Source organism: Kitasatospora sp. NPDC002965, assembly GCF_040611255.1.
Classification (GTDB): domain Bacteria; phylum Actinomycetota; class Actinomycetes; order Streptomycetales; family Streptomycetaceae; genus Kitasatospora.
In genome coordinates, this window is the sequence record NZ_JBEXNT010000131.1 from 1 (window position 1) to 26,320 (window position 26,320).

The window sequence follows — 26,320 nt, forward strand, 5'->3', positions numbered from 1 at the left end:
GGGGCAACAGCAACCACGAGGCCGCCGTCACCGCCGGCAACCTCCAGGACGGCCACACCTACTACTGGCGCGTGCAGACCGGTGACGGCGAGCTCGCCTCGGACTGGTCGGCCGGCTGCCAGTTCAGCCTGGACCTCACCCCGCCCGCCGTGCCGACCGTCACGTCCGCGGACTACCCGGCGTCCGGCACCCTGCCCGGCTCGACCAAGCACATCGGCGAGGCCGGCGCGTTCACCCTCAACGCGACGGACAACGCCAGCGGGGTGCTCTCCTACGAGTACGCCTTCAACTCGGCCATCCCCGTGGGCGGCGCCAACCGGGTCGACGCCTCCGGCAACGGCTCCGCGGTCATCAACCTCACTCCCACCATGTGGGGCACCAACACCCTGAGCGTCCAGGCGGTCGACCGGGCCGGCAACCGCTCGCAGCAGAACACCTACGCGTTCTACGCGCCGAGCAACCCGAACGCCAAGACCGTCCTCGGCGACATCACCGGGGACCAGCGGGTCGATCTCCTGCTTCCCGACGCCGGCGACAACCTACGGGTCTACCCGACCGCCACCGACCCGGGCACCGTCGGGATCCTGGCCTCCGACAAGGCCAACAGCCCGGGCGGCAAGGGGTGGAAGGGCACCCTCGTCACCCACCGCGGCGGAAACGGCATCCACATCGACGACCTGTACGCCTACCGCGACGGCGAACTGACCCTCTACCGCAACACCCTCACGACCGGCACCTTCCCGGTCACCTCCCAGTACTTCACCGCGAACTCGACGGTGGCGGTCAGACGCCCGCTCGCCCAGCGCTGCAAGCTCCTGAACGGACAGCCGTGCGGCACCGTCTACGCTTCCGACTGGACCCGGGTGAAGCAGATCCTCGCACTCGGCTCCGCCGACGGCACCGTCGCGCCGAACACCCGCACCGACCTGCTCACCGTCGAGGACGACGGCCAGGGCGGCACGCAGCTCTGGCTGTTCCGCGGCACTTCCGCCACCGGCGTCCTGGACAGTCCGGTCCTGATCTCGACCGGCGACTGGAAGAACCTCCAGCTCATCGCCCCCGGCGACACCACCGCGGACGGGCTGCCGGACCTCTGGGCCCGGGACGTCTCCTCCGGCAGGCTCCTCCAGTACCCGAGCCGCAAGGCCGCCGACGGCAAGGCCGACCTCTCGGCCTTCGGCAACCCCGTTTCGGAGAACGTCATCGGCGGGCTCGTCCCGGTGGTCTACCCGACCGTCGGGTCCTCGGGCGACTTCGCCGACGACGGGATCGCCGACATATGGGCCCTCAACTCCAGCGGCGGACTGGACCACTGGCGCGGAACCACCACCGGTGGATCCAGCAGCACACCCCTCAGCGGCTTCGCGGGACAGCCCGTCCTGGGCTTTCCCGGCGGTACGGTCAGCATCCACACCGCACTGACCGGCCGGTGCATCGACGCCCGCACCGTCAACGACGGTGACACCCTGACCCTGGGAGACTGCGGGAACGTCGACCAGCAGCACTTCACCTTCCACAGTGACAAGACCCTCCGGGTCTCGGGCAAGTGCGTGACCGGTGGTGACGACAACCGGGTCACCGTCCAGCGCTGCCCCTCGGGACCCGTCGAATCCGCGACCCCCGGCCAGAAGTGGGAGCTGCGCGCCGACGGAACCGTCCACAACCCGTCGAGCGGCCGCTGCCTGGACGTCCCGCATTCGAACGGGAACAGCGGCACCGACCTCCTGCACTGGGTCTGCAACGGCGGGACCAACCAGTCCTGGACGACCACCGCCAACGGTCCGAGCCTCCTGCACACCGCGCTCGACAACCGCAAGTGCCTCGACGCCAACAACGCCGGTGACGGCGCGCCGATCACGGTGTGGGACTGCTGGAACGGCACCAACCAGTACCTGACCTTCCACACCGACGGCACCCTCCGCGTCTACGGGAAGTGCCTCGCCGGTGCCGACAACGGCACGGGGAACGGAACCCGGATCATCCTCTGGAGCTGCCTGCCCGGCGGGGACGGGAACAGCCAGAAGTGGGAGCTGCGGGGTGACGGTTCCATCTACAACCCGCCGTCCGGGCGTTGCCTGGACCTCCCGTTCGGCAGGACGGACAACGGTACCGAACTGCTCCTGTGGGACTGCAACGGCGGCCCCAACCAGCGGTGGAGCACCACCTGACGCGGCAGCGCGGCCGGTGATCCACCCGGCCGTCCACTGATCCGCTCCGCCGTCCGTCGAGCCCGCTCCCGGCCCCCCGGGGCCGGGAGCGGGCTCCCGGCCTGTGGGGGCCGCCGTCCGGTGGCCGACGGCACCGGGGTGGGGCGGACCGTGGGCCGTGGGCGTCACTCATCCGTGCAGCCCGTCGACGGCCTTCCGGAGGCGGGCGGCGCGGGTGGCCGGGGTCCGCGCCTTGAGCAGCGGCAGGATCAGCAGGTAGCGGGCGGTCCGGTCGAGCGCCTCGAACCGGGCGGCGGCGGCCGGGTCTGCGGCCAGGGCCCCGGCGAGGTCGGGCGGGACGGTGGTGGTGCTCTGCGGGGTGTAGGCGGCGGCCCAACGGCCGTCCGCCCGGGCCGCCTCGATCTCGGCCTCGCCGGGCGGGCGCATCCGGCCACCGGCCGCCAGTTCCTCGGCCCGGTCGGCGTTCACCCGGCACCAGGGGCTGCCCTTGCGGCGGCGCGAGTACCGTTGCAGGAAGCAGTGCTCGTCGTGGGCCTTGCGGTGGCTGTCGATCCAGCCGTAGCAGAGCGCGACGTCCCGGGCCTCGTCGATCGTGACGGCGGTGACGGAGGAACCCTTCCTGGCGATCATCAGCCAGGCCCCGCCCTCCTCCCCGTGGTGCTCGGCGAGCCAGGACTCCCACGCGGCGGCGTCCTCGAAGTGCAGGACCGGCGGCGACGACGGCAGGGGGCGGGCCGAGGTCGGGGTGGCGGCCCTCGGCTTCGTCGGCTTCGTCGGCGTCATCGGCTCAGCATCTCCAGGTAGTGCCGGTTCTCCATGGCGCCCGGCACCCTGTCCAGGGTCGCGCGCGCGTCGTCGACGTGCCAGTGGAGGATGACGCCGCCGGGGCCACCGACCGCGACCGGCGGGGCGTGGCGGCGGTGGACGAGGCGGAACCCGGTCCGGTGATCACCGATCCGGGGCTCGCAGGCGACGGTCGGCCCACCTTTGTCCGATGGATCGAAGTGCGGCACGGTGCAGAGGATTTCGGCGTACCGGGACTCGGCCGCGGCCGGGTCGTCGGCCCACGGGTCGATGGTGGCGGGTCCGTGCAGCATGGTGATGACCGTCCCTGGGTCGGTGACATTCGGTGACATTCACCATCCTCCGATCTAAAGTGCTCACCGTCCGAGCACTTTGCGAGAGGAATCCCGGAGATGCGCGCAGACCGGCTCGTCGCGGTCCTCCTGCTGATGCAGGCCCGGGGCAGGGTGACCGCTGCCGAACTGGCCGGTGAGCTGGACGTCTCCGTCGCGACGGCCCGCCGCGACCTGGAGGCCCTGTCGGCGGCGGGCATCCCCGTGTACCCGCAGCCCGGGCGCGGCGGCGGGTGGTCGCTCGTCGGCGGCGCCCGGACCGACCTGAGCGGGCTCTCGGCGGCGGAGGCTCAGGCGCTGTTCCTGCTGGTCGGCCCGGCGGCGGCCGTGTCGGGCGAGGCCAAGGCCGCGCTGCGCAAGCTCGTCAGGGCGCTGCCCCGGACGTTCCGGGCCGACGCCGAGGCGGCGGCCGACGCCGTCGTGATCGATCCCACCGGCTGGGGCGGGCGGGACCGCCACCGGCCGGGAACGGTGGGCCTGTTGCAGGAGGCCGTGGTCCGGCGGCGCCAGGTCCGGCTGACGTACACCGGCGCCTCCGGGGAGCGGACAGAGCGTCTGGTCGACCCGTGGGGCCTGGTGGACAAGGACGACGTCTGGTACCTGCTCGCCGGGACGGAGCGCGGTCGACGCACCTTCCGGGTCGACCGGATCGCCGCGGCCGAGCCGACCGGCCGGGCCGCCGACCGCCCCGACGACTTCACGCTCGCCGCCGCGTGGGAGCAGGTCGTCGGCGAGGTGGAGCAGCGCAGGTCCCGCACCTGGGCGACGGTGCTGGTGGAGGACCGGCACGTGCGGGTGCTGCGTGACCAGTTCGGCCGGCACTGCGAGGTGCTCGGCGACGCGGCGGGGAGTGCGGCGGGGAGTCCGGCAGACGGCGCGGACGTCGGCCTCGGCGGGCACCGCGGGCACGGCGACGGGCGGATCCGGGTCCGGGTCGGCGCGCCGACGCCGCTCGACGTCGCCCGGCACCTGGCCGGCTGGGGAGCCCAGGCGGAGGTGGTCGAACCTCTCGCCGTCCAGCAGGAGTTGGCCCGTCTGGGGGCCGAGCTCACCGCCCGCTACACGCACGGACCGGCCCCGGACCCGGCCCCGGGCCTACGGGCGGGCTGACGGGAGGGATCCCGCCGGCAGGGGCCATTCGCGGTGGAAGGCCGGCAGCGGCAGCCTGCCCTCGATCAGCGGGGTACCGAACATCCTGAGGTGGGCGAGCAGCGCACCATTGAGGTCGACGCCGCCGAGCAGGGCCCAACCGCCCTGCAGCTGCGGGCTGCCGCCCGGCACGTCGACGGCCGGGGACCCGGTCGCCCGGGCCTGGAGGTGGCCGGGGCGGGTGGCCCGGTCGGCATTCCCGGGCGGGAATTGTCGGTTGCCGCCGGGAATCGAAGGATGGGTGCCGACGGACGAGGAACACACCCACGGAGGACACGTCATGACGACGGCACAGGACATCGCGGACCGCTACGTCGCGCTCTGGACGGAGCCCGACCCGGCACGGCGGCGGGCGGCGATCGAGGGGCTCTGGGCCGCGGGCGGCGTGCACCTGCTCCACCCGCCGGAGGAGATCCGCGAGCAGGCCGCGGCGCTGGGCTTCGGGGAGAGCGCACTGGAGGCTCGCGGGTACGACGCACTGGAGCAGCGGGTGACGCGCGCCTACCGGGAGTTCGTCGCGGGCGGGGAGTACTCGTTCCGGGGGGTCGGTGAAGCGGTGCGGCTCCGGGACGCCGTCCGGCTGACCTGGGAGATGGTGGCCGTCGGCAGCGGGGACGTACTCGGCGGCGGCGTCGACGTCCTCGTCCTGGACGACCGGGGAAGGATCATCACGGACTACCAGTTCCCCGCCTGAGGCGGCCGGGTCGCCCCGGAACGCTCGGCGTGGGCGTGCAGGGCGAGCGACGTCGCCTCGTCGACCGGCAGGAAGGCCTCCAGCCTCAGTTCGGCGAGCGTGACGTCGACCGCGGTGGCGAAGGTGGTGATCGTCGTCATCAGGTGCAGTTCGCCGAGCGAGGTGCGCAGGTGGAGGGGGACGGCGAAGCCCAGGTGGTCGGACGGCGTCGCCTCCGGCGCCCCGACGTAGCCGAGCAGTTCGGCGTGGAGCGCGCCCAGGTGGGTGGTCCGTTCGAGGATGTGGCGGGCCCAGGCGCCGAAGTTGAGGATCCGCGGGGCCAGGCCGTCCGGGTGCAGGGCCAGCCGGTAGGCGTTGGTACCGGGGCCGACCAGCTCGGCGCCCACCCCCTCGGTCAGCAGCCCGAGGGCGGCGTTGGCCGCGACGACGTCACCGGAACGGTCCACCACCAGGGCGGGGTACGGGAGATGGCCGTCGAGGATGTGACCGAGGGCGGTCCGGACCGGCGCCAGCTCGGGCCCGTCGAGCGGGTGCTCGGCGTAGACGGGGGCGTAACCGGCGGACAGCAGCAGTTCGTTGCGCTCGCGCAGCGGCAGGTCCAGGGACTCGGCGAGCCGGACCACCATGCCGCGCCCGGGCGCCGAGCGGCCGGACTCGATGAAGCTGAGGTGGCGCTGGGTGGTCCCGGCGCGGGTGGCGAGTTCGAGCTGGCTGAGACGGCGGTGGGTGCGGCGCTCGCGCAGGGTCCGGGGGAAGTCCACGGGAGCCATTTGTACACGGGGGCGGCTCCGGCCCCCGGGCCGGGCCGGCCCCGGGCTCGGCCCCGGGCAGGCCGGGGCGGCCTCAGATACCCCGCCGTGCCGCCACCGCGTGCGCGTCGATCGCGGCCAGCAACGCCGCGTGGTCGACGACGGTCCGGTCCGCGTACTGGACGGCGAAGTCGGCCACGGCCTCGGAGAAGGTGTCGGCGCTGCCCAGGTAGCCGGCGACGGCGAGACGGTCGCCGGAGCGGGCGTGGGCGCGGGCCAGGGTCCGGCCGCAGAGGTCGGCGTAGGCGCGCAGGTCCGCGGGCGCCATGTCGGCGACGGCGGCGGCCCCCTTCATGTCGCGCAGCTGGCGTCCGTAGAAGTGGCGGCCCCCGGGGCCGGTGGTCCAGCCGAGGAAGATGTCGCTGGCGGCCTGCATCAGGTGCTGGCCGGTGACGACGCGCCGGCCGCCGTGGACGACCGGCGCCTCGGTGAGGTGACGGCCCTCGGTCGGCGTCTCCGGCAGGTAGTCCTCCAGCACGGACCGTCCGGCCTCCTTGATCTGGAGGAAGAGGGGGTCGCGCTCGTCCCGGCCCTCCAGGAGGAGGATGAAGCAGCGGGTGCCGACACTGCCGACGCCGACCACCTTGCGCGCGACGTCGACCAGTTGGAAGCGGTCGAGCAGGACCCGGCGGTCCTCGGCGAGGGTGGCGCGGTAGTCGCTGAAGATCTTGCCGACCCGGCGCAGCTCGTCGCGCGGCACCGGTTCGATCAGCGGCGGGTCGCTGATGATGCGACGGCGGCCGTCCTCACCCCGCTCGGTGAGCTTGCCGAAGACCTGCAGGCTGGTGCGGCGGCGGGCGCGGTCGAGGTTGGCCTCGACCTGTCGGCGGCGACCGCCACCGCGGACCGTCGCCGGCAGGTCCGCGGTGTCGATCCGGGCGTACCAGACCTCGAGTTCGCCCATCTCGGCGAGGCGCCGCATGGCGACCGCGTAACCGTCCGCGGCGGCGAGCGCGGCGCGGTGGGCGCGGTCGTCGTCGTGGCCGTTGTCGCGGGCGGCGACCGCGACGCTGGCGGCGAGCCGTTTGACGTCCCACTCGAAGGGGCCGGGGTAGGTCTCGTCGAAGTCGTTGACGTCGAAGAGCAGGGCGCGTTCCGGCGAGGCGTACACGCCGAAGTTCAGCAGGTGCGCGTCGCCGCACAGTTGGACGGTGAGGCCGGTGTCGGGGACGGCGGCGAGGTCGGCGGTCATGACGGCGGCGGAGCCCCGCAGGAAGGCGAACGCGGATTCGGCCATCCGTCCGTAGCGGATCGGGCGGAGGTCCGCGAGCCGGTCCTCGGCCTGGTGTTCCAGCAGGCGGATCGGGTCCGGGCGGTCGGCGGCGGGGATCCAGCGGCCGTGGGCGGAGCGGGAGACCCGGCTGCGGGCGGCCCGGCCGCGCCGGCGGCGTTCGGCGGGACTGGTCATGCGCGGCTCCTCGCTGTGCGGCCCGGAGCCCCTCCACGGCCGGGACCCCCCTCCCCCGCGACGCTAGGCCACGCGCCGCGGGGCGGCATGTCGGGGCGCGGGCGGGGGCTGCCACGAGGTGGGCGAGCGCGTGACTCCCCCGCCGACGCTCCGCCGAACGGGTGAAAGGTGCGCGAGCGGACGGAGCCGCGCACCGTCCCCGCTCACTCCACGACGAAGTCCGCCATCATCGCCATGTCCTCGTGCTCCAGGTTGTGGCAGTGCAGCATGTACGTCCCCGGGTAGTCGGTGAACCGCACCAGCACCTCCACCCCCTCCGACGGCCGCAGGTCCACGGTGTCCTTCCAGCCCGCGTCGTACGGGCCCGGGTCACCACCGTTGCGGGAGAGCACCTGGAACTGGTCCAGGTGCAGGTGGACGGGGTGGTGGACGTCGCTGAAGAACCTCCAGATCTCGGTGGTGCCGAGCGCCGGGGCCGCCAGCACGCGGCCCGGCTCGTACGGCCGGTTGTTGATCGTCCAGCCGTCGTTGCGACTGCGGCGGAAGCCGAAGGTGCGGGTGGTGACGGCGGCGCCGGGGTCGAGCCGTTCGAGGGTGCAGAGGCGTTCGGGGACGGTCGCGTCGTCGGTCACCGGGCGGGAGGTGACGTCGAAGCGGAGGACCTCGCCGGTCCGCTCGCTGCCGAAGCGGTTCGTCAGGCGGACGGACGTGCCGGGCGGGTAGCGGGAGAAGTCGACCACGACGTCGAACCGCTCGGCGGGGGCGATCTCGACGGCGTCGTGCCGGATCGGTGTCTCCAACAGTCCTCCGTCGCCGCCGATCTGGACCAGCGCGCCGCCGTCGGCGGGCTGCGGGTCGAGTTCCAGGCGGTAGATCCGGGTGTTGGAGGCGTTGAGCAGGCGCAGCCGGTAGTGGGCGCGGTCCACCTCGACGCGTGGCCAGGGCGCCCCGTTGACCAGGATGACGTCGCCGAGCACGCCGTTCATGTAGTCGTCGGTGACGCCCGGAACGGTCAGCCCGGGGTCGACGGAGGGGTAGCGGAACGAGCCGTCGGAGGCGAAGGCGCGGTCGGCGAGCATGAGCGGGAGGTCGCGTTCGCCGCGCGGCAGCGGCAGGGCGTCCTCCTCCTCGTCGCCGATCAGGTGGAAGCCGGCCAGGCCTCGCCAGATGCCGGGGCCGGTGAAGCCCATCCGGTGGTCGTGGTACCAGAGGGTGGCGGCACGCTGGTGGCCCGGGTACGTGTAGCTGCGCTCGCCGACGACGGTCCGGCCCACGGTTCCCGTCGCGGACGTCCCGGCCATCCCCGCCATCCCGGCCATCCCCGCCATCGCGTGCGCCGCGTGGTCGGCCGACGATCCGGCCGGGAGCAGCAGGTCGACGGGGTAGCCGTCGCTGTCCGCCGGGGTGTGGCCGCCGTGCAGGTGGACCACCGAGGGCACCGGCAGCTCGTTGCGGTGGCGGACCACGACCTCGCGGCCCGCCCGCGCGACCATGGTCGGCCCGGGGAAGGTCCCGCCGTACGTCCAGGCTTCGGTGCGCAGGCCGGGCAGGATCTCCAGGCCGGCGACCCGCTGGACGATCTCGTAGTGGTCCGTGGTCGCGTCGGAGCGGACCGGAGCGAGGACGGGCGGCACCGGCAGCGGCACCCGGAACGGCTCCGGCAGCGGGACCTCGCTGGTCAGCAGGCGTCCCGGCCGCGCCTCGGCCAGCAGCCGGGCGGCCGGCGGCACGGCGAAGGCCCCGACCGCGCCCGCGCCGATCACGGCCGCGCCGACGCCGAGGAACCGGCGGCGCCTCACTGCGCCACCTCCATCGAGCCGCTCGGACGGGGCAGCCGTCCGGCGGCCGCGCCCTGCGGGTCGGCGGGGGCGCCGCCGCTCGCGGGCAGCGGCAGACGCCAGGCGCCGACCAGGGCGAACAGCAGGGCGCTGACCAGCAGGACTCCCAGGGTCACGTGCAGCCCGACCGCCCGGTCGTATCCGAAGGCCGTCTGGGCGCCTGCCGCGACCGCCAGCAGCGCCGCGGTGCCGAGCGGCCGGAACGGTCCGCGCGTGCCGCCCGGGCCGCGACGGGCGACCAGGCCGACCAGCGCGGCGGCCACCAGCTGGACGAGCACCAGGGTGTCCAGGGCCATGGCGGCCAGTTCGTGTGCCTTGAGCGAGTCGTAGTGGCCGTTCAGGAAGCTGGCGGCCAGCATCGTCTGGACCACGGCCAGGACGGCGAGCGCGGTGGCGGTGGCCCGCAGCACCAGCAGGGGCAGACGCGGCGGCAGGCGGGGCCGCAGGCGCAGCGACGGACGGGGCGGGCGGGGCGTGCGGGCCGCGGGAGGACTGCTCATCGGTCGGCCTTCTCTCTGCCGGGGCGCGCCGGGCCCGGCAGCGGGCACACCGGGCGTGCCGGACCGGCTCGGCGCGGGGGTGGACGGGACGGCGTCCCCGGGCGTGCGGCACCGGACGGACGCGGCCGTGAGCGTAGCTGATCAGACATCACGATCGGTGTGGATCAAGGGCCTTCCGGCCTTCTACCACCCTCTGGCGCCTGTTCGGCGCGGCTTTGTCACCCGAACGGGCGGTGCGCCAGACCCGCGCGCACCGCCCGTTCACGCCCCCTGCGGAGCCGGAGCTCCGGTCCTTCCCCCGGCCGTTCCCTCCCCCGGGACGGCCTTCCCCGCCCGGCCTGCGGGGACCGGACCGGTCCCCTCCTCGCCGTCCCTACTGCCGGCCGCCGCCCATCGCCACCGGACGGGTCCGCAGCAGGGCCCGGGCCGGCAGGGCGGTCGCGGCGAGGCAGAGCAGCACCGCCGCGCCCCCCAGCGGCAGCGCCGTCCCGACCGGGACGTACGGCGCCGCGCCGGCGATGCCCCGGGTGACCGGCACCAGGGTGGTCCAGGCGATCGCACCGCCGACCACCAGGCCGGTCGCGGCGACCAGCAGCGCCTCCCAGCGCATCATGCCGCGCACCTGCCGCCGGGTGGTCCCCGCCAACCGCAGCAGCGCGATCTCGCGGCGCCGGTCCAGCACCGTCATCACCAGGGTGTTGGCGGCCGTGACCGCCGCGAACCCGCCCAGCACCCCCGCCATCACGGTGTTCGCCCAGGCGCCGAGCTCCTGCGCCTTGTCGGCCTGGGCGACGAACCCGGCCCGGTCGGTGACGAGCAGAGCCGTCCCGCCGCCCACCCCGGCCAGCTGCTTCGCGACCGCGGCCCGGTCGGCGTCCGGCGCGTCCGTGACCAGCACCTGGCTGTCGTAACCGGCGGTCACGTGCTCCGCGACGGCCGCCCGGGGCAGCAGCGCCTGCCCGAAGCCGAGCCCGCGCTCGTAGGTGGCGACCAGCAGCGGCTTCGCCTCCGTACCGTCACCGAGCCAGAGCGGGACCCGGTCACCGACCTCGACACCGAGGTCGTCGGCCATGGTCCGGGAGAGCGCGACGGTGTCCGTCGAGCGGCCGAGCTCGGCCAGCGAACCCTCGTGCACGCCGAGGTCGAGCACCCGGGAGAGCCGGGCCGGGTCACCGGCGACACCCAGCGCGTTGGCGGTCTGCACCGTCTGCCCGCTGCGGTAGAGGACACCGGTGCGCAGCACGCCGACCGCCGCCTCCACGCCGGGCACCTTCGCCGCCTGCTCGGCGGTGCCGGCGGGCAGGCCCGGGCCCGTCGACGCGAGCACGTGGTCGGCGGTGATGCCGCTGCGCACCTGCTCACCGGTCTCGTGGCTGATCGTGGTCTGCAGGAAGAGCAGGGTGCCGCAGAAGGCGGTGACCATGGCGATCGGCGTGATCGCGGAGGCCAGCCGGCGGGCGTTGGCCCGCGTGTTGTCGGCGGCCAGCGAGCCTGGCGCGCCGCCGGCCCGCAGCGGGGCACCGAGCACCCCGGCCGCGCCCCGGGCCACCCAGGGGCCGAGCAGCGCGACGGCGGTCAGGAAGCACATCACCACGCCGAGCGCGGTGTTGGCGGCGTCGGAACCCTTCAGGGCCGAGGCGAGGCCGGCCAGCGACACGCCACCCGCGGCGAAGAGCAGGCCGATCACGGTGCGCACCTTGCCCGGACGGCCGGCTTCGACGGCTGCCGCACCGAGCGCCTGGCCGGCGCGCATCCGGGCCGGGCCGCGGGCGGCGACGAAGCCGGCCCCCAGCGCGGCGAGCGTGCAGACGCCGACGGCTGCCAGCATCGGCACCGGGCCGACCGACAGTTCCACCGAGTCCGGGACGGCGCCGCGCTCCACCATCTCGTCGAACCACCAGCGGGCCAGGGCCCGTCCGGGCAGGATGCCGAGCGCACCGGCGAGGGGGGCGACCAGCACCGCCTCGGTGGCGATGGTGCGGCGGATCTGCCGCGGGGTGGCGCCGATGGCGCGCAGCAGGGCGAACTCGCGGGCGCGCTGGCCGGTGGCCAGGGCGACGGTGGAGACGACCACGAAGACGGCGGTCATGGTGGCGGTGCCGCCGAAGGAGCCGCCCAGGGCGGTCAGCATGGTGCGCGCCTCGGTGAGCACGGGCTGCTCGACGGTGCCGCGGTCGTCCCCGGTCAGCACCTCCGCCCGGTCGCCCACGGCCTGCTCGACCTGCGCGGCGAGCGCCTTGGCGTCGACACCCTCGCGGGGCTGCACGGCGATCGCGTCGACCCGGCCGGGGTGGCCGGAGAGGCGGTCGGCCGGCTGGTCCGCGAACCAGGCGGTGGGCGTCCCGGCCGCCGCGGCGCCGAACTGCTGCGGGGCGGCGAGGCCGGAGATCCGGTAACTGCCGCTGCCGCCGGGCGCGGTGAGCGTCACGGTGGTCCCGGGCGCCAGCTTGGCGGCGCGCGCCGTGTCGGCGTCCAGGACGACCTCGCCGGCGCCGGGGGCGCGGCCCTCGACCAGCTTGTCGGCAGGGCCGGTGATGCCGAGCGAGGCGAAGCCCCGGCCGGTCAGCGGCGATCCCGCCAACGGGGTGCCGGCAGCGCCCTGCACCGGGAAGGCGGTGTCGGGGCGGGCGGCGGCCACGCCCGGCTGGGCGGCGATCCGGGCCACCAGCCCCGCGTCCAGACGGGCCCGCTCGGGCACCGACTGGCTCTCGGTCTCGGTGTCCTCGGCGCTCTTGTAGGTGATCGTGACGGTCGGGTCGGCGGCCACGACCACCGGCGCGCTCGCGTACCGGCCGGCCGGCACGGAGGCGGTGAGGCCGGTCTGCAGCAGCGTGCCGCAGGCCATCACGACGGCCGCGCCGAACAGCAGCGCGACGAAGGTGCCGACGAAGGAGGCGGGGCGGAACCGCACCGAGGCGCGGGCGAGTCCGTTGGTCATGCCGCCACCCCCACCGGGCGCGCGGCCAGCGTGACCATCCGGTCGGCGATCGTCCGCGGGTCCGGCCGGTACAGCTCGTCGGCGAGCGCGCCGTCGGCCAGGAAGAGCACCCGGTCGGCGACCGAGGCGGCCACCGGGTCGTGGGTGACCATCACGACGGTGGCACCCATCGAGTCCACCGCGCCGCGGAGCAGGCCCAGCACCTCGTGCGCGGTCCTGGTGTCCAGTGCGCCGGTCGGCTCGTCCGCGAAGAGCACGTCCGGGTCGGTGATCAGTGCGCGGGCGATCGCCACCCGCTGCTGCTGACCGCCGGAGAGCTGCCCCGGCCGGCGCCCGGCGTGGTCACCGAGACCGACCCGGGCGAGCAACTCCTTGGCCCGGGAACGGTCCTGGCGCTCACCGGCGAGGCGCTGCGGGAGCAGCACGTTCTGCAGCACGGTCAGCGAGGGCAGCAGGTTGAAGGACTGGAAGACGAAGCCGATCCGGCTGCGGCGCAGCTTGGTGAGCCGGTTCTCGCTCAGCCGGGTGATCTCCTCGCCGCCCAGGTAGACCTCGCCGGCGGTCGGGCGGTCCAGGCCGGCCGCGCACTGCAGGAACGTGCTCTTGCCCGAGCCGGACGGGCCCATGACCGCGGTGAAGGTACCGCGGCCGAGGGCGAGGTCGACGCCGCGCAGGGCGTGCACGGTCTCGCCGCCCCGGCCGTAGCTGCGCCGCACGCCGCGCAGCTCGATCGCGGCGTGGGCGTCGGAACGCCCGTACGGCTCGGGCTGGGGGCGGGTGCGGCGGGGTGCCATGGTGGGCCTTCCTTCGGGGATCGTCGCTGGTCGTCGACGTGTTCCAGGCTAGGAAGACGCGGCGCGGCGGACCATGGAGGCCGCTGGCGGACAGGGGGTGGGGTTATCCCCCGGCGCGCTCTCCGGGTGGCGTCAGCCCTCCCCGCCGCCGCCGGACGACGGCCCGCGTGCGGGCGCCGGTCGCGTGCCCGGGACTCCCTCCTCGGATCCTCCCCCTCGGGCCTCCTCGTCAGATCCGCTCGCCGTCGATGCCCTCGTACGCGGCGCGGAGTTCGGCGACGGCGGGGTGGGCCGGGTCGAACCGGGTGCCGTCGATCGCCGCGACCGGGCGGACCCCGACGCCCGCGTTGACGGCGACGGCGGCGACGAAGCGGTCCAGCCCGGACGGTGCGACGGGCTCGCGCCGCTGCGGGCCGCCGTACGCGCCGGCCAGCAGTGCCTCGGTGACGCCGGGCAGGGCGGCGGCGTCCGGTCGGACCAGATCACGGCCGTCGTGGAGGGCGAGGTTCCAGGTGGCGCCCTCGGTGATCCGACCGTCCTCGTCGACCAGCAGCGCATCGTCGTAGCCGGCCAGTTGGGCCAGCCTGCGGTGATGGAGCAGCCCGAACAGGCCGACGTGCTTCACTCCCGGCAACTCGCGCCGGTACACGGCGGTGCGGACCCGCAGCGGGCCGGGCGGGCCGGCCGGCGCCGGGCGGGTGGTGACCAGCAGCCGGGGTTCGGCCGGCGCGGCCGGGCGTTCGAGGCCGAGCGCCGGGTCGAACACGGTGACCCGGACGATCACCGGCGCGCCGTCGGCCGGGAGGACGTGCCGGATCCGGTCGCGGACCAGCTCCCGGTCCAGGGAGGCCCCGAACACCGTGCGGCAGTCGCGGACCAGCCGGTCCAGGTGGAGCGTCAGCCCGCGGGTGCGGCCCGCCTCGGCGCGCAGCGTGGTGAAGTGCCCGTAGTTGAGCAGGCCCAGCGCCGCGAGCTGCGCGGGGTCGGCGGGTGCGCCGTCGATCTCGATCTCTGCCATGCGGCGAGTTTCCCAGGTCGGCCCGCCGGGGTGCGGAGCGGTGCGCGGCGAGGTCATCGCGCGGGATCGCCGGGCTCACCGCTCCGGTCGCGGCCCTGCTCGCGGCCCTGATCTCGGCCTTGGTCGTGGGCCTGCTCACGGACCTGCCTGCCGCCCGGGCCGGCCAGGATCGGACGGTAGGGGGTCGTGACCGGCCGGCCGCCGTCGCGCGCCGACCGCTCGACGTGCTCGATCCGGTACGCGAGCCCTTCCGGCTCCCCCGCGTCCGACCACCGCCACGCCTCCGCCCACCACTGCGGGCCGCGCACCAGCGGGCGTCCGGCGAGCGCCAGGTGCAGGGCGAGCGTGGAGCGGGCGAAGTCCCGCACCCAGCCGTCCGCCCGGCGGTAGTCCGTGGTCTCGTCCAGCCGCAGCCAGCGGCCCTCGCGGCCGGCGGTGAGCAGCGGGGTCCAGCCGCCACCGGGGCCCGGCGCCCCGTCCGCGACCAGCAGGACCAGCCGGTCCTCCTCCTCCCGCACCCGGTAGGGCGGCAGTTGGGGCAGCCGCGCCAGGCCGACGGCGTGTTTCCAGGAGACCACCCAGAGACCGCGGCGCAGGTAGTACCGGACGGCGTGCTGCCACGTCCAGTGCGCCTCCAGGCGGTAGCCGGGCAGGCCCTCGGCCGTGGCGGCCCGGTAGAGCTGGTCGAGCACCGTCGCGGCGAGGCCGCGCCCACGCGCGGCGGGGCGCAGGTAGAGCGAGGAGACGGCCAACTGACCGGGCCCCTTCGTCCAGTTGTCGACGGCGACGGTGCCGACCGGGGCGCCGGCCACGGCACCGGTGGCGTCGGCCGCTCCGCCCACGGGGTCGGCGGTCCCGGCGGTGCCGGTCAACCAGTAGCGGCGGCGGTACAGCTCACCGTCCGGCCACTCGCGCCCGCTCTCTCCGAGCCGCTGTCGCAGGGCGCGCTCCTCCGCCGGACCGATCGCCTCCGGGTCCACCTGCTCGCCCAACTCCCCCTCGGCGCGCGACGCGAGGTCCCAGAGTGCGAACCGCCGCCCCTCACCCTCCCCCACCGCCCGCACCCCGGGCGCCGCCTCCAGCCGCGCCTGCGCCCGTTCCACCGCCGCATCCCAGGACCTCACCACGCCGTCCACGATAGCGACCGGACGGCACCGAGTGTAATTCCATGGACACCGAACGTCAGATCGGGTACGAATTCACTTGTTCGGAACACCTCGCGAAAGGGCGGACCCCACCCGTGCACGATCCCACCGTCCGGCCTGCGCGCGGCCCTCCCCCGCGCGCCCGACCGTGGTAGGGGAAACCCGACCACAGGACTCGACCTGGCCCTCATGACCTCGCCGACCTGCGCCGCTGCAATGAAGTGGTGCTGATTCACCGCGCCCGTCGAAGCCGTCCGAGCCCTCCCCGCCCTCACGATCGACCTCGTCTCCACGACCGTCACCGCCACCGCTCCCCCGGCGGGCGACGGCTGCTGTGGTGCGGTGGATGGCTGGTCGCGGCCGGCTGGGCCGGGGCGTTCCCACTCGTCTCCGGGCTGGGACCGCACCGGAGTTGGGGACTGTACGCCGCAACGGGATACCTGGCGGCGGCGGTGGCCGTACTGGTGCTGCCCCGGCGGTGGGCGTCCCGCTGCGCGGCGGCCGTCGCGATCGCCGGCGCGATCGCCGTACCGCTGGTCGTCCTGGTCGCCACCGGGCAGGGGCAGAGCGAGGTCACCGTCATCGAACGGTCGGGCGAACTGCTGCTCCGGCACGGCACGCCGTACCTGGCCGAGCCGCACACGGTCGCCGAGTACACGCCGTACCTGCCCGGCATGGCGCTGTTCGGGCTGCCTCGCGCACTGCTCGGATCGGACGGGTGGCCGGTCCGGATGCTCGGCGACGCACGGGTGTGGTGTGCCGCCGCGTTCTTCGGCTGCCTGGTCGCGGCCGTCGGACCGCACCGGACCCGGCTGCGGCTGCGGCATCGGGGCGGACCTGTTCCGGCTTCGGGGCCTGCCGTCGGCCCGGTCGGCCCGCGGGTCGGCACGCAGGTCGCGGCGCTGATCGCCTCGCCGCCGGTCGCGCTGCCGCTCTGCGTCAGTGGGGTCGACCTGCCACTCACCGGACTCTGCTGCCTGGCGCTCGCCCTGGCCGGCCGGGCCCGCCCGCTCGGCGCCGGAGCGGCCCTCGCCCTGGCCTGCGCGCTCAAGTGGACGGCCTGGCCGGCGGTCGCCGTGGTCGCCGCCCTGCTGGCCGCCACCGCCGGACGGCGGGCGGCGGTGCGCGCGACGGCCACCGCCCTGGTCGGCACGGCCGCGATCGTCCTGCCCGGTGCACTGCGCGCGCCCGGACCGCTGGTGCAGCAGGTGTTCGCCTTCCCCACCGGGCGCGGCGGGCTGCCCACGCCCGCGAGCAGCCCGCTGCCCGGCCGGATCCTCGCCGACCTCGGCCCGGCCGGGTGGTACACCTCCCTCACCCTGCTCCTGCTCGCCGGACTCGCGGTCGCCGCGTCGCTCGCGCTCCGCCCGCCCCGGGACGCCACCGGCGCAGCCGACCGGCTGGCACTCGGACTCGGCCTGGCCTTCCTGCTGGCGCCCGCCGGACGGTTCGGCTACCTCGCGCTGCCCGCGCTCCTCGTCCTCCTCGCCAGGCTGTCCGCGCGCGACCGGCCCGGGGCCGACCGTGCCCGCACCGCCACCGCCGTGCCCGCCCCGTCCGTACGTGCCCCCGCTCTCCTCGCCCCACCGCCGCGGGCGGACGGGTGCGTCCGTCCCGCGCCGCGCCGCCCCACCACCCCGGTGCCCGCCCGCCCCCGGCAACCGGCCCGCACCACCGCCACCGCCTTCCCCCGAACCGAGGTCGTCACCACCCCATGACCAGCACCCTCATCGTCACCAACGACTTCCCGCCCCGACAGGGCGGCATCGAGACCTTCGTCCACGCCATGGCCACCCGGCTGCCCGGCGGCGAGGTCGTCGTCTACACCTCGGACGAACCGGGCTCCGCCCACCACGACGCCGCACTGCCGTTCCCGGTGATCCGCGACCGGTCCCGGACGCTGCTGCCGACCGGTCGGGTCACCCGCCGGGCCGCCGAGATCGCCCGGGCGTACGGCTGCGACCGGGTCTGGTTCGGCGCCGCGGCCCCGCTCGCCGCGATGACGCCCGGGCTCCGCCGCCGAGCGCCGGGAATCCGGCGGACCGTCGCCACCACGCACGGCCACGAGATCTGGTGGGCGCGCACCCCGGGGGCCCGTCGACTGCTGCGGCGGATCGGTGACAGCGTCGACGTCGTCACCTACCTCGGTCCATACACCCGCGACCGGATCGCCCCCGCGCTCGGACCCGCGGCCCGGCTGGAACGGCTCGTGCCCGGCGTCGACGCCGACCTGTTCCGGCCGCGGCCCGGGCGGCCGTCCGACGAGTCGTCCGCACTGTGGCGGGAGCAGCGGGGCGGCGGTCCCACCGGGCCGGTGATCCTCTGTGTGGCCCGGCTGGTCCCGCGCAAGGGTCAGGACTCCCTGATCCGCGCGCTCCCGCAGATCCGGCGGGCCGTCCCCGGCGCCACCCTGGTGCTGGTCGGCCGCGGCCCGGACGAACAGCGGCTGCGCGACCTCGCGCGGCGGCACACCGAGCCGGGCTCGGTCGTGTTCACCGGCGGCCGGGAGCACGCGCAGACGCCCGCCCACTACGCGGCGGCCGACGTCTTCGCGATGCCGTGCCGCACCCGCCGGGCCGGTCTGGAGGCGGAGGGTCTCGGCATCGTCTTCCTGGAGGCGGCGGCCTCCGGACTCCCCGTCGTCGCGGGCCGCTCCGGCGGTGCACCGGACGCCGTCCTCGACGGCGTCACCGGCACCGTCGTCGACGGCCGCGACGACACCGCCGTCGCCGAGGCGATCGTCCGCATACTCCGGACGCCCGCCGCCGAGCGCGCGCGGACGGGCGAGGCCGGTCGCCGGTGGGTCCGGGAACAGTGGTCCTGGGAGACCACCGCCCAGCGGCTGGCCGCCCTCCTCGACCCCGACGCGTCCCCCTCGACCCCGAGGCCCACGCCGGCGACCGGCGACCGGCGACCGGCTCGGGAGTAGCGGGCCGGGCGCTCCCGAACGATGACTTTTGAAATATCGACCGGAAGGGATTTTATACCTTGCTACTGTTTGATTCACGCCGATCAAACGGAGGATAAGTCGTGTTCACCGTGGAGGACATTCCGGAATTCCGGATCGCCTACCTGAGGCACGTCGGCCCGTACGGGCCCGGAAATGCCGCCCCGATGGAAAGGCTCAAGGAATGGGCCACCACCAACGGCCTGTTCCGGGCCGACTCGGTCGTCCTGGGGATCGCCCGGGACGACCCCGCGCGGACGGCGCCGCAGAACTGCAGGTACGACGCGTGCCTCGTCCTTCCGCAGGACGCCGGGATCCCGCACGGCGAGGTCGAGGAGGCCCGACTGGCCGGCGGCCGTCACGCGGTCCTGGTCGTCCCGCACACCCCCGAGGGGTTGTCACGCGCCTGGGCCGGACTGTTCCACGCACTGACAGGTGCGGGTTTCAGTCCGGACCCCGGGCGGCCGGTTCTCGAACGGTACCGTCCACAGATGCTCGACGCTCACCTGTGCGAGATCTGCGTTCCCGTCCTCCCCTGCTGAGGCGAGCCGGTTTCTTCGCACGGCCGTGAATGCACCCCCCCCCCGGAGAAATTCAATCGAAAGGCTACGGGGCAGGCGCCCGTCGCCGCTCGTCGGGCCCGGGAGTCCGCATTCAGGGGGCGGCGGCTTCCCGCAGGACGCAGGCCGGTTCGCGCGGCTGGGAGAACATCGGCCGGTGGCCGGTCTCCGGCTCGGCCACGTGCCAGGCGGGGCGGGCGAGGAGGCGGCCACGGCAGTGGGCGGCCGGGGGCCGTCGGGCAGGCAGACGAGGTGCGGGGCGGGGAGCTCTCCGAGCGGTCGGGCGAGGGCTGCGGGCTCGCCACGCCGCTCGGCGAGGCCGGAGAGCGTCAGCGGGTGGTGACCCGGCCCCGGGACCGTCCGGCGGTTACTCGCCGCGCTGATCGGCGAGGTGGGCCAGGACGGCGAGGACGCGCCGGTTGCCCTCGGCCGGGTCGAGGTCCAGCTTCATGAAGATGTTCCCGCAGTGCTTGACCACCGAGGCCTCGGTGATGTTCAGCCGGGCGCCGAGGGCCTGGTTGTTCAGGCCCTCCGCCATCAGCCCCAGCACCTCCCGCTCGCGCGGGGTGAGCCGGCCGAGCGGCCGGTCCGCGGAACGGCCCCGGAGCAGGACGCGGACCACCTCCGGGTCGATCACCGTCTCACCGGCGGCCACCCGGCGCAGCGCGTCCAGGAAGTCGCCGACGTCGCCGACCCGGTCCTTGAGGAGGTAGCCGAGCCCGGCCTGCTGCGCGCCCGCGGCACCGAGCAGCCGGGTGGCGTACGGGGTGGCCACGTACTGGGAGAGGACCAGGACGGGCAGGTCGGTGTGGCGCTCGCGGAGTTCCAGGGCGGCGCGGAGTCCCTCGTCGTGGAAGCCGGGTGGCATCCGGACGTCGGTGACGACGGCGTCCGGCCGTTCGGCGTCCACGGCGTCGGCGAGCGCGGCCGCGTCGCCGACGGCGGCGACCACCCGGTGGCCGCCCCGGGTGAGCAGTTCGACGAGGCCGGCCCGGAGCAGGACGGCGTCCTCGGCGATGACTAGCCGGAGCACGGCACCTCCAGCCGGAGCCTGGTCGGCCCGCCGGTCGGGCTGGTCACCATGAGTCGTCCTCTCAGGATCGCGACCCGGTCGGCCAGTCCCTGGAGCCCGGCCCCGGCGGCCGGGTCGGCTCCGCCGCGGCCGTCGTCGGTCACCTGGACCACCAGCCGGCCGTCCGCGACCCGTCCGTGGACGGTGACGGCGGTGGCACCGCTGTGTTTGGCGGCGTTGGTGAGGGCCTCGGTGACCGTGAAGTAGGCGGTGCTCTCGACCGGGCCGGGCAGCCGGCCGGGCAGGTCGAGGTCGACCTCGACGGGGACCGGGTGGCGCAGCGCGATCTCGGCGACGGCCGCGGCGAGCCCGTGGTCGGTGAGCACCTGGGGGTGGATGCCGCGGACCAGGTCGCGCAGCTGTTCCAGCGCCAGCCGGGCCTCGGCCCGGGCACGGTCGACGAGCGCGGCGGCCGGGTCCTCGTCGGTCCGGCCTCCCGGTCCACCCGCCCGACCTTCGCGTTCGTCGGCCCCCGCACCCGGCGGGTGGGCCCGCTCGCGCAGTTCGTGGGCGGCGAGGCCGAGCGTCATGGTGAGGGCGACGAGCTGCTGCTGGGCACCGTCGTGCAGGTCGCGCTCGATGCGGCGCCGCTCGGCCTCGAAGGCGTCGGCCAACCGGGCCCGGGAGCGGGTCAGTTCGACGACCTGGCGACCGAGGTCCTCCTCCCGCGGGCCGAGCAGCAACCGGGCCAGCCGGACGTGGGCGGTGGTCAGCAGCGCGCCGCCGTAGGAGCCGAGCAGCAGGCCGACGAGGCCGGCCCCGGTCGCCGGGAGCGCGTGGAGCGGCCCCGGGACGGCATGGCCGGGGATCAGCATGACGGTCTCGGGGGCGAGCGCCCACACCACGACCGGGCTGACGACCAGGGCCGCGGAGAACACCAGCAGGGCGGTCAGGCCGAGGCCGGCGGCGGTGAGCACCGGACCGACCAGCGCGGTGTGGGCGAGTTCGCGCCAGGTCGCGCGCTCGCGCAGACGGGTCCGCAGCCGGGCGCGACGGCCGGCGCCGGGCAGCGCGCGGTGCGGGTCCGGCACGGCGTTCGGTTCGACCAGTCGGAGCCGGCGGCGTTCGAGGGCGCCGGCGGGCAGACCGGCGAGGGCGACGGCGAGCAGCAGCGGCAGGCCGATGCCGGCCACGGAGAGGGCGAGTCCGAGCAGCGCGAGGACGACGAGGAGCACCGTCGTCAGCAGCCCGATCAGGGCGCCGCCGACCAGGTAGGCCCAGCAGCGCACCGTGTGGGGCGTGAACGGGAAGCGGAGCGGTCGGGCGCGCAGCGCGGCCCAGACGGCGACGGGCGGCGACGGCGACGGTTCGGGGCCGTGGGCCGGGGGCTCGTTCGCCGCGAGCCCGGCGCGGAGGGGCTCACCCGCGCGCCCGGCGGCCGGCGCGGCCTCGACCACACCGGACGTACCCGGCGCGGAGTCGTCCGCCGTCGCGGCGTCCGGCACCGGGGCGTCCGGCGCTGGGGCGTCCACCGTCGGGGCGTCCGGCACCGGGAAGTCCGACGCAGGCGCGTCCGGTGCGGCGCCACCCGGGTACCCGCCACGAAGGGCCGTGCTCGTACGGCCTCCGTCACCTGCCCGCCCCTTGCCCATCAAGCCACCCTAACCGACCGGCTGACGCGCCTTCCGGCGGCTCAGGAAGCCCCGGCGGCTCCGGCCGTCCCCGCCACCTGCCCCGCCGCCGGGCTCACCGCCCGCCCCCGCCCCGGCGGGGGCCGGGGGCCGGGTGAGGGCGACCGCGGCGATCACGGCGAGCCCGCCGAACAACGCGTTCCAGCCGACCGGCTCCGCGAGCAGGAGGGCCCCGAGCGCCGTCGACCAGAGCGGGGTCACGTAGGTGACGGCGGCGGCCACGGCGGTGCCCGCCGTGCGGACCAGGTTGAGGCTGAGGATGTAGGCCACTCCGGTGCCGAGGGCGCCGAGCACCAGCAGGGCGGCGGCCGGTCCGGCGCCGGGCCAGTGCGGGGCACCGGCGACGAAGGGTGCGACCAGGAGCAGTTCGGCCCCACCGCAGGCGATCTGCACGGCGGACAGGGCGGTCGCCGACTCCGGGCGGCCCGCGAGGTGGCGCCGCAGGTAGGCGAAACCGGCGCCGTAACAGCAGGCGGCGGCCAGGCAGGCCAGACCGCCGACCGCGTCGACGGAACCGGCGCCGGCGCCGCGCCAGACGCCCAGGACGGTGAGCACCCCGGCGAAGCCGAGGCCGAGGCCGGCGAGCCGGCGCGGGCCGGGGCGGCGTTCCCCGGCGACGGTGGCGACCGCGAAGAGCAGGGTGAACAGCGGGGTGGTGGCGTTCAGCACGCCGGCCAGCACCGAGCTGACCCGCGTCTCGCCGTAGGAGAAGAGGACGAACGGCGCCGCGTTCAGCAGGACGGCCGCCATCGCGGAGTGGCCCCAGGTGGCGGGCGAGCGCGGGGCGGCCTCCCGGCGGACGGCGAGGATCGCCCAGAGTGCCGCGGCGCCGAGGAGGCATCGCCAGCAGGCCACCCAGACCGGCGGCACGCCCGCGTCGACGGCCACCTTGATCAACGCGAAGCTCGCGCCCCAGATCGCCGACAGTGCCACGAACCCCGGCCACCAGCGCTGCCGCACCCGGACCACCCGCCCTTCCTCGCCGCCCCGACCGGGTGTCCCGGCCGGCCGCGTGGACAGAGGGTGGCTCGTCGGCGGACCATGAGTCCAACAAGTCAAGGTGCGCAGCAGATGAGGAAGTCTCATGACCCCCGAGGTGAACCTGGCCCAGCTCAGGGCGCTGGTCGCGGTGGCCGACGCGGGCGGCTTCGGGGCGGCGGCGGCCGAGCTGGGCATCAGCCAGTCCGCGGTCTCGCACGCGGTGGCGGCCCTGGAGCGGGTCCTGGGCGCGCCCGTGCTGCACCGGGCCGCACCGGCCCGGCCGACCCCGCTGGGCGAACGGATCCTGCCGCACGCCCGGACGGCGGTCGCCTCCGCGGCGGCCGTCCGCACGATCGCCGCCCGCCACTCGGGCGGGCTCACCGGAACGGTCCGGCTGGCCGCGCCCACGACCGTCTGCCAGGGGCTGCTGCCCGGGCTGCTGCACGACTGGCGGGCCGCGCACCCGCGGCTGACCGTGCGGGTCTTCGAGGGCGAGGACGACGAGCTGACCGCCTGGCTGGAGGCGGGCACCGTGGACGCGGCGGTCCTGATCGACACGACCCAGGTGCCGCCGGGCGCGGTCACGCTCGGCTCGGACGCCATGCACGCGCTGCTCCGTCGTGACCATCCGCTGGCGGGCGAGGACACCGTGGACGTGGCCGAGCTGGAGGACGACGACTTCCTGCTCTCCGAGGGCGGTTGCGAACGCCAGATCCGGGAGGCGTACCGCCGGGCGGGCGTCCGGTTCGCACCCCGGCACCGGATCCGGGACCTCAACACGCTGATCGGCATGGTGCACGCGGGCGTGGGCGTCTCGGTGATGCCCTCGCTGGCGCAGCCGATGCTTCCGGCGGACTGCGTGCTCGTCCCGATCCGGCCCGCCGTGCACCGGACGCTCACACTCACCGGTCCGACCGGTCGACCGTGGTCCCCGGCGGTCGCGGGCCTGCTGACCGCCGTCCGCGCCGACCGGATCGAGCCCCACCCGTCCTGACCAACTACGCTTCGCCGCAAGCGACTTGAGGCTTATCCGCTTGTACCGCAGGAGCTGCCCGAACGGAATCCGCATTTCGTCGTACGACATGCGGGGGGACGGCGGGCGAGGATGGCCGTGGCATGTTCGCGCTGAACGGTCAAGACGGGGCGCCTCGTCCCCGTCGGCCGTGGTCTCTCTCCGCACGTACCCGCACCTCACCCGAAGGCAGGTACTCCGATGAACCTCCGCGCCATGACCCGCAAGCTCCTCCTCACCGGCGCCGCCGTCGTCCTCGGCGGCACGCTGGCCACCCTCCCGGCGCAGGCCGCCGGGCTCTCCCCCGCACCGGTCGCAGCCGCCGCACCGGCCGCGACCGCCGCGGTCGCGGCCCCCCCGCTGCTCGCCGCCCTCTCGCCCGGCGGCGCCGGGGTCCACCAGTGGAACGGATCCGCCTGGATCCAGGTCGGCGGCCCGGCGGGCACCGTCGTGAGCGGCGGCGGCGTCCTGGCCGCCACCAACCCCACCACCGGGGACCTCTACCGCTACGACGGCGCCGCGTGGGCCCGGATCGGCGGGCCCGGACGCCAGTTCGCGATCGACGGCTCCGGCCGCATCTTCGGACTGACCCCCGACGGCAGTGCCGTCTTCCAGTGGAACGGCGGCACCGCCTGGACCCAGGTCGGCGGCCCCGCCGCCACCATCACCGCCGGCGGCGGCAACACCCTGATCGCCACCAACCCCACCACCGGCGACGTCTACCGGTACAACGGGGCGGCCTTCAACTGGTCCCGGATCGGCGGGCCCGGGCGCCAGTTCGCCGTCGACGGCTCCGGCCGCATCTTCGGACTCACCCCCGACGGCAGTGCCGTCTTCCAGTGGAACGGCGGCACCGCCTGGACCCAGGTCGGCGGCCCCGCCGCCACCATCACCGCCGGCGGCGGCAACACCCTGATCGCCACCAACCCCACCAGCGGCGACGTCTACCGGTCCTTCGGCTCCGGCTCCGGCTGGGCCCGGATCGGCGGACCGGGCGCCGAGTTCGTGATCGACGGCGTCGGCCGGATCTTCGCCCTGTCCCCCGACCGCGGCGGCGTCTTCCAGTGGCTCAGCGGCACCACGTGGAACCGGATCGGCGGCCCGGCGGGCCGACTCACCGCCTCCTGACCGTCCGACACCGATCCGAATGACCGACCGACCGGCTGACCCACTGCCCCACTGACCGACTGACCGACTGACCGACTGACCGGAGAACGCCCCGGTGCCGATCCCCCCGGCACCGGGGCGTTCCCCGTCCCCCGCGCCGGGGAGTCCCGCACGACAGCCCCCACCGGGTCGCGCGCCGGACCGGCGACGCGCCGAACGGGGAACGCCGGGGGTGATTGAACCGGATCGGGCACGAACCTACAGTGGCGCCACCCCGCCGCCTCCCACCACCGGGGCCGCACCGGCCGTGACGGACCCCCACGGACCGGCACCCCCGACCGGGCGGGCGGCCTCCGTCGCCACCACGAAGAGGCTGCCATGACGATGCTCCTGGTCCACGGCTCGTTCAAGATCATCGGTTCCGAGCCGGACGGCGACACCGTCCGCTTCGTCCCGCTCGATCCGAAGGCCTGGGACCGGCTCCCCGGCTGTCCGGTCAAGCACAGCGCCGCCACCGGCGAGACCAGACTGCGGCTCGACGCCGTGGACGCCCTGGAGACCCACTACGACCGGACCGGCCCCGAGGTCAGCCAGCCGCACGAGTTCGCCCACGCCGCCCGGGACGCGCTGCTCGCCTTCCTCGGCTTCAGCCACGTCCAGCACGAGGGCGAGAAGGTCGTCGCCGCCACTCCCGCCACCACGCCCGGCTGGATCGCCACCCTCGGCGCCGACAACCTCGGCCGCTGCGTCGCCCTGGTCGGCGTCGGCGCCCCGCCCGGCGCCGACGGCAGCCAGGTCCAGATGGACGTCCCGCTGCTGCGGACCACCGCCAACCACGACCTGCTCTCCAGGGGGCTGGCCTACCCCACCTTCTACAAGAAGCTCTTCGCGGACCTCCGCACCGAACTCACCACCGTCGCCCACCGGGCCCGCACGGAGAAGAAGGGACTCTGGCGGGACGACGTCACCACCTCCGCCACCGGCGCGGTCATCCCCACCATGGAGGCGCTCACCGGCCTGGTGCTGCTGCCCAAGCTGTTCCGGCGGCTGGTCGACCACTTCAACCTGGTCGGGACCTCCCTCACCTGCCTCCCCGCCTTCCTCGCCGGGGCACAGGACGAGGTCGAGGTCATCCCGACCGACCGGACCGAGCTGAGCCTCAAGCCGCTGGTCCAGGTCCTCGACGGCAACGCCGTGCGGATGACCGTCGAGGTCGAGGACCTCGTCTTCAGCGAGGGCTGAGCGGGCGCCGCCCCGGCGCGCGCCGAGGCGGCGGGGCGGCCGGGCGACGGGGCGGGCCCGGGGCCGGACACACCGCCGCCGCCCGCGGCCCCGCGGGGGGGGCGGCCCGGGGGCGGGGGCAGCGGGGTGCCGGGGGCGGCCTGGCGGGGGGGGCCCGGGGGTGAGACGCCG

23 protein-coding genes are annotated in these 26,320 nt (G+C 75.4%); 9 read left to right on the forward strand and 14 right to left on the reverse strand.

The annotated features are described in order from the left end of the window. The coding region (locus ABZY91_RS34070) for a ricin-type beta-trefoil lectin domain protein (protein WP_355407066.1) at positions 1–2,168 on the forward strand (2,168 nt) is incomplete at its 5' end. 168 nt (positions 2,169–2,336) lie between these two features. Here the strand turns inward: ABZY91_RS34070 and ABZY91_RS34075 are convergent. Both ABZY91_RS34075 and ABZY91_RS34080 read right to left on the reverse strand, forming a co-directional pair. Further along, on the reverse strand, positions 2,337–2,951 hold the full coding sequence (locus ABZY91_RS34075) for a YdeI/OmpD-associated family protein (RefSeq protein WP_355407068.1): 615 nt from the start codon (positions 2,949–2,951) through the stop codon (positions 2,337–2,339). Continuing rightward, positions 2,948–3,304, reverse strand: a complete 357-nt coding sequence (locus ABZY91_RS34080; protein ID WP_355407070.1) for a hypothetical protein — start codon at positions 3,302–3,304, stop codon at positions 2,948–2,950. The genes ABZY91_RS34075 and ABZY91_RS34080 overlap by 4 nt, the downstream gene beginning before the upstream one ends. A 60-nt stretch (positions 3,305–3,364) precedes the next feature. Between ABZY91_RS34080 and ABZY91_RS34085 the strand changes: the two genes are divergently transcribed. Further along, positions 3,365–4,414 (forward strand): WYL domain-containing protein, encoded by a 1,050-nt coding sequence (locus tag ABZY91_RS34085; RefSeq protein WP_355407072.1) that lies wholly within the window; start codon positions 3,365–3,367, stop codon positions 4,412–4,414. On the opposite strand, the gene ABZY91_RS34090 is transcribed toward ABZY91_RS34085, so the two are convergent. Beyond that, on the reverse strand, positions 4,400–4,717 hold the full coding sequence (locus tag ABZY91_RS34090; protein WP_355407074.1) for a hypothetical protein: 318 nt from the start codon (positions 4,715–4,717) through the stop codon (positions 4,400–4,402). The genes ABZY91_RS34085 and ABZY91_RS34090 overlap by 15 nt on opposite strands. A gap of 16 nt (positions 4,718–4,733) precedes the next feature. Here ABZY91_RS34090 and ABZY91_RS34095 point away from each other — a divergent pair, with 16 nt between their 5' ends. After that, positions 4,734–5,147 carry a hypothetical protein gene (locus ABZY91_RS34095; RefSeq protein ID WP_355407076.1) on the forward strand — a complete coding sequence of 138 codons (414 nt, stop codon included), beginning with the start codon at positions 4,734–4,736 and terminating at the stop codon, positions 5,145–5,147. Here ABZY91_RS34095 and ABZY91_RS34100 read toward each other — a convergent pair. The 8 genes from ABZY91_RS34100 to ABZY91_RS34135 all read right to left on the reverse strand — a co-directional run bounded on the left by ABZY91_RS34100 (position 5,129) and on the right by ABZY91_RS34135 (position 15,579). Further along, a complete protein-coding gene (locus ABZY91_RS34100; protein ID WP_355407078.1) occupies positions 5,129–5,908 on the reverse strand; it encodes a helix-turn-helix transcriptional regulator in 780 nt (259 codons plus the stop codon). The genes ABZY91_RS34095 and ABZY91_RS34100 overlap by 19 nt on opposite strands. 82 nt (positions 5,909–5,990) lie before the next feature. Next, positions 5,991–7,364: a DUF2252 domain-containing protein gene (locus tag ABZY91_RS34105; RefSeq protein WP_329950911.1), complete on the reverse strand. Its 1,374-nt coding sequence runs from the start codon at positions 7,362–7,364 to the stop codon at positions 5,991–5,993. Positions 7,365–7,567: 203 nt separating this feature from the next. Next, positions 7,568–9,163 (reverse strand): multicopper oxidase domain-containing protein, encoded by a 1,596-nt coding sequence (locus ABZY91_RS34110; protein ID WP_355407080.1) that lies wholly within the window; start codon positions 9,161–9,163, stop codon positions 7,568–7,570. Then, on the reverse strand, positions 9,160–9,702 hold the full coding sequence (locus ABZY91_RS34115) for a hypothetical protein (protein ID WP_355407082.1): 543 nt from the start codon (positions 9,700–9,702) through the stop codon (positions 9,160–9,162). Before ABZY91_RS34115 ends, ABZY91_RS34110 begins: the two co-directional genes overlap by 4 nt. 373 nt (positions 9,703–10,075) lie before the next feature. Next, complete coding sequence (locus ABZY91_RS34120; RefSeq protein ID WP_355407084.1) at positions 10,076–12,640, reverse strand: FtsX-like permease family protein; 2,565 nt, start codon at positions 12,638–12,640, stop codon at positions 10,076–10,078. Further along, positions 12,637–13,434 carry an ABC transporter ATP-binding protein gene (locus ABZY91_RS34125; RefSeq protein WP_329878367.1) on the reverse strand — a complete coding sequence of 266 codons (798 nt, stop codon included), beginning with the start codon at positions 13,432–13,434 and terminating at the stop codon, positions 12,637–12,639. The genes ABZY91_RS34120 and ABZY91_RS34125 overlap by 4 nt, the downstream gene beginning before the upstream one ends. A 229-nt stretch (positions 13,435–13,663) precedes the next feature. After that, positions 13,664–14,452 carry an aminotransferase class IV gene (locus tag ABZY91_RS34130; protein ID WP_355407086.1) on the reverse strand — a complete coding sequence of 263 codons (789 nt, stop codon included), beginning with the start codon at positions 14,450–14,452 and terminating at the stop codon, positions 13,664–13,666. A 53-nt stretch (positions 14,453–14,505) separates the two neighbouring features. Beyond that, on the reverse strand, positions 14,506–15,579 hold the full coding sequence (locus ABZY91_RS34135; RefSeq protein WP_355407088.1) for a GNAT family N-acetyltransferase: 1,074 nt from the start codon (positions 15,577–15,579) through the stop codon (positions 14,506–14,508). Positions 15,580–16,049: 470 nt separating this feature from the next. Here ABZY91_RS34135 and ABZY91_RS34140 point away from each other — a divergent pair, with 470 nt between their 5' ends. The 3 genes from ABZY91_RS34140 (at position 16,050) to ABZY91_RS34150 (ending at position 19,086) form a co-directional block, all read left to right on the forward strand. Next, complete coding sequence (locus ABZY91_RS34140) at positions 16,050–17,315, forward strand: glycosyltransferase 87 family protein (protein WP_355407090.1); 1,266 nt, start codon at positions 16,050–16,052, stop codon at positions 17,313–17,315. Next, entirely contained in the window at positions 17,312–18,526 is a 1,215-nt protein-coding gene (locus tag ABZY91_RS34145; protein WP_355407092.1) for a glycosyltransferase family 4 protein, read from the forward strand. The genes ABZY91_RS34140 and ABZY91_RS34145 overlap by 4 nt, the downstream gene beginning before the upstream one ends. A gap of 101 nt (positions 18,527–18,627) precedes the next feature. Then, entirely contained in the window at positions 18,628–19,086 is a 459-nt protein-coding gene (locus ABZY91_RS34150; RefSeq protein ID WP_355407094.1) for a GyrI-like domain-containing protein, read from the forward strand. A 385-nt stretch (positions 19,087–19,471) separates the two neighbouring features. On the opposite strand, the gene ABZY91_RS34155 is transcribed toward ABZY91_RS34150, so the two are convergent. The 3 genes from ABZY91_RS34155 to ABZY91_RS34165 all read right to left on the reverse strand — a co-directional run bounded on the left by ABZY91_RS34155 (position 19,472) and on the right by ABZY91_RS34165 (position 22,776). Next, positions 19,472–20,137, reverse strand: coding sequence for a response regulator transcription factor (locus ABZY91_RS34155; protein ID WP_329950921.1), 666 nt, complete (start codon positions 20,135–20,137; stop codon positions 19,472–19,474). Beyond that, on the reverse strand, positions 20,125–21,405 hold the full coding sequence (locus ABZY91_RS34160) for a sensor domain-containing protein (RefSeq protein ID WP_355407104.1): 1,281 nt from the start codon (positions 21,403–21,405) through the stop codon (positions 20,125–20,127). The genes ABZY91_RS34155 and ABZY91_RS34160 overlap by 13 nt, the downstream gene beginning before the upstream one ends. Before the next feature lie 372 nt (positions 21,406–21,777). Continuing rightward, positions 21,778–22,776 (reverse strand): DMT family transporter, encoded by a 999-nt coding sequence (locus tag ABZY91_RS34165; RefSeq protein ID WP_355407096.1) that lies wholly within the window; start codon positions 22,774–22,776, stop codon positions 21,778–21,780. Between the two features lie 115 nt (positions 22,777–22,891). Here ABZY91_RS34165 and ABZY91_RS34170 point away from each other — a divergent pair, with 115 nt between their 5' ends. From ABZY91_RS34170 to ABZY91_RS34180, 3 genes are all read left to right on the forward strand, one after another. Next, complete coding sequence (locus ABZY91_RS34170; RefSeq protein WP_355407098.1) at positions 22,892–23,782, forward strand: LysR substrate-binding domain-containing protein; 891 nt, start codon at positions 22,892–22,894, stop codon at positions 23,780–23,782. Between the two features lie 234 nt (positions 23,783–24,016). Next, entirely contained in the window at positions 24,017–24,928 is a 912-nt protein-coding gene (locus tag ABZY91_RS34175; RefSeq protein ID WP_355407100.1) for a tectonin domain-containing protein, read from the forward strand. A gap of 357 nt (positions 24,929–25,285) precedes the next feature. Next, a complete protein-coding gene (locus tag ABZY91_RS34180; RefSeq protein ID WP_355407102.1) occupies positions 25,286–26,149 on the forward strand; it encodes a thermonuclease family protein in 864 nt (287 codons plus the stop codon). Positions 26,150–26,320: the final 171 nt, after the last annotated feature.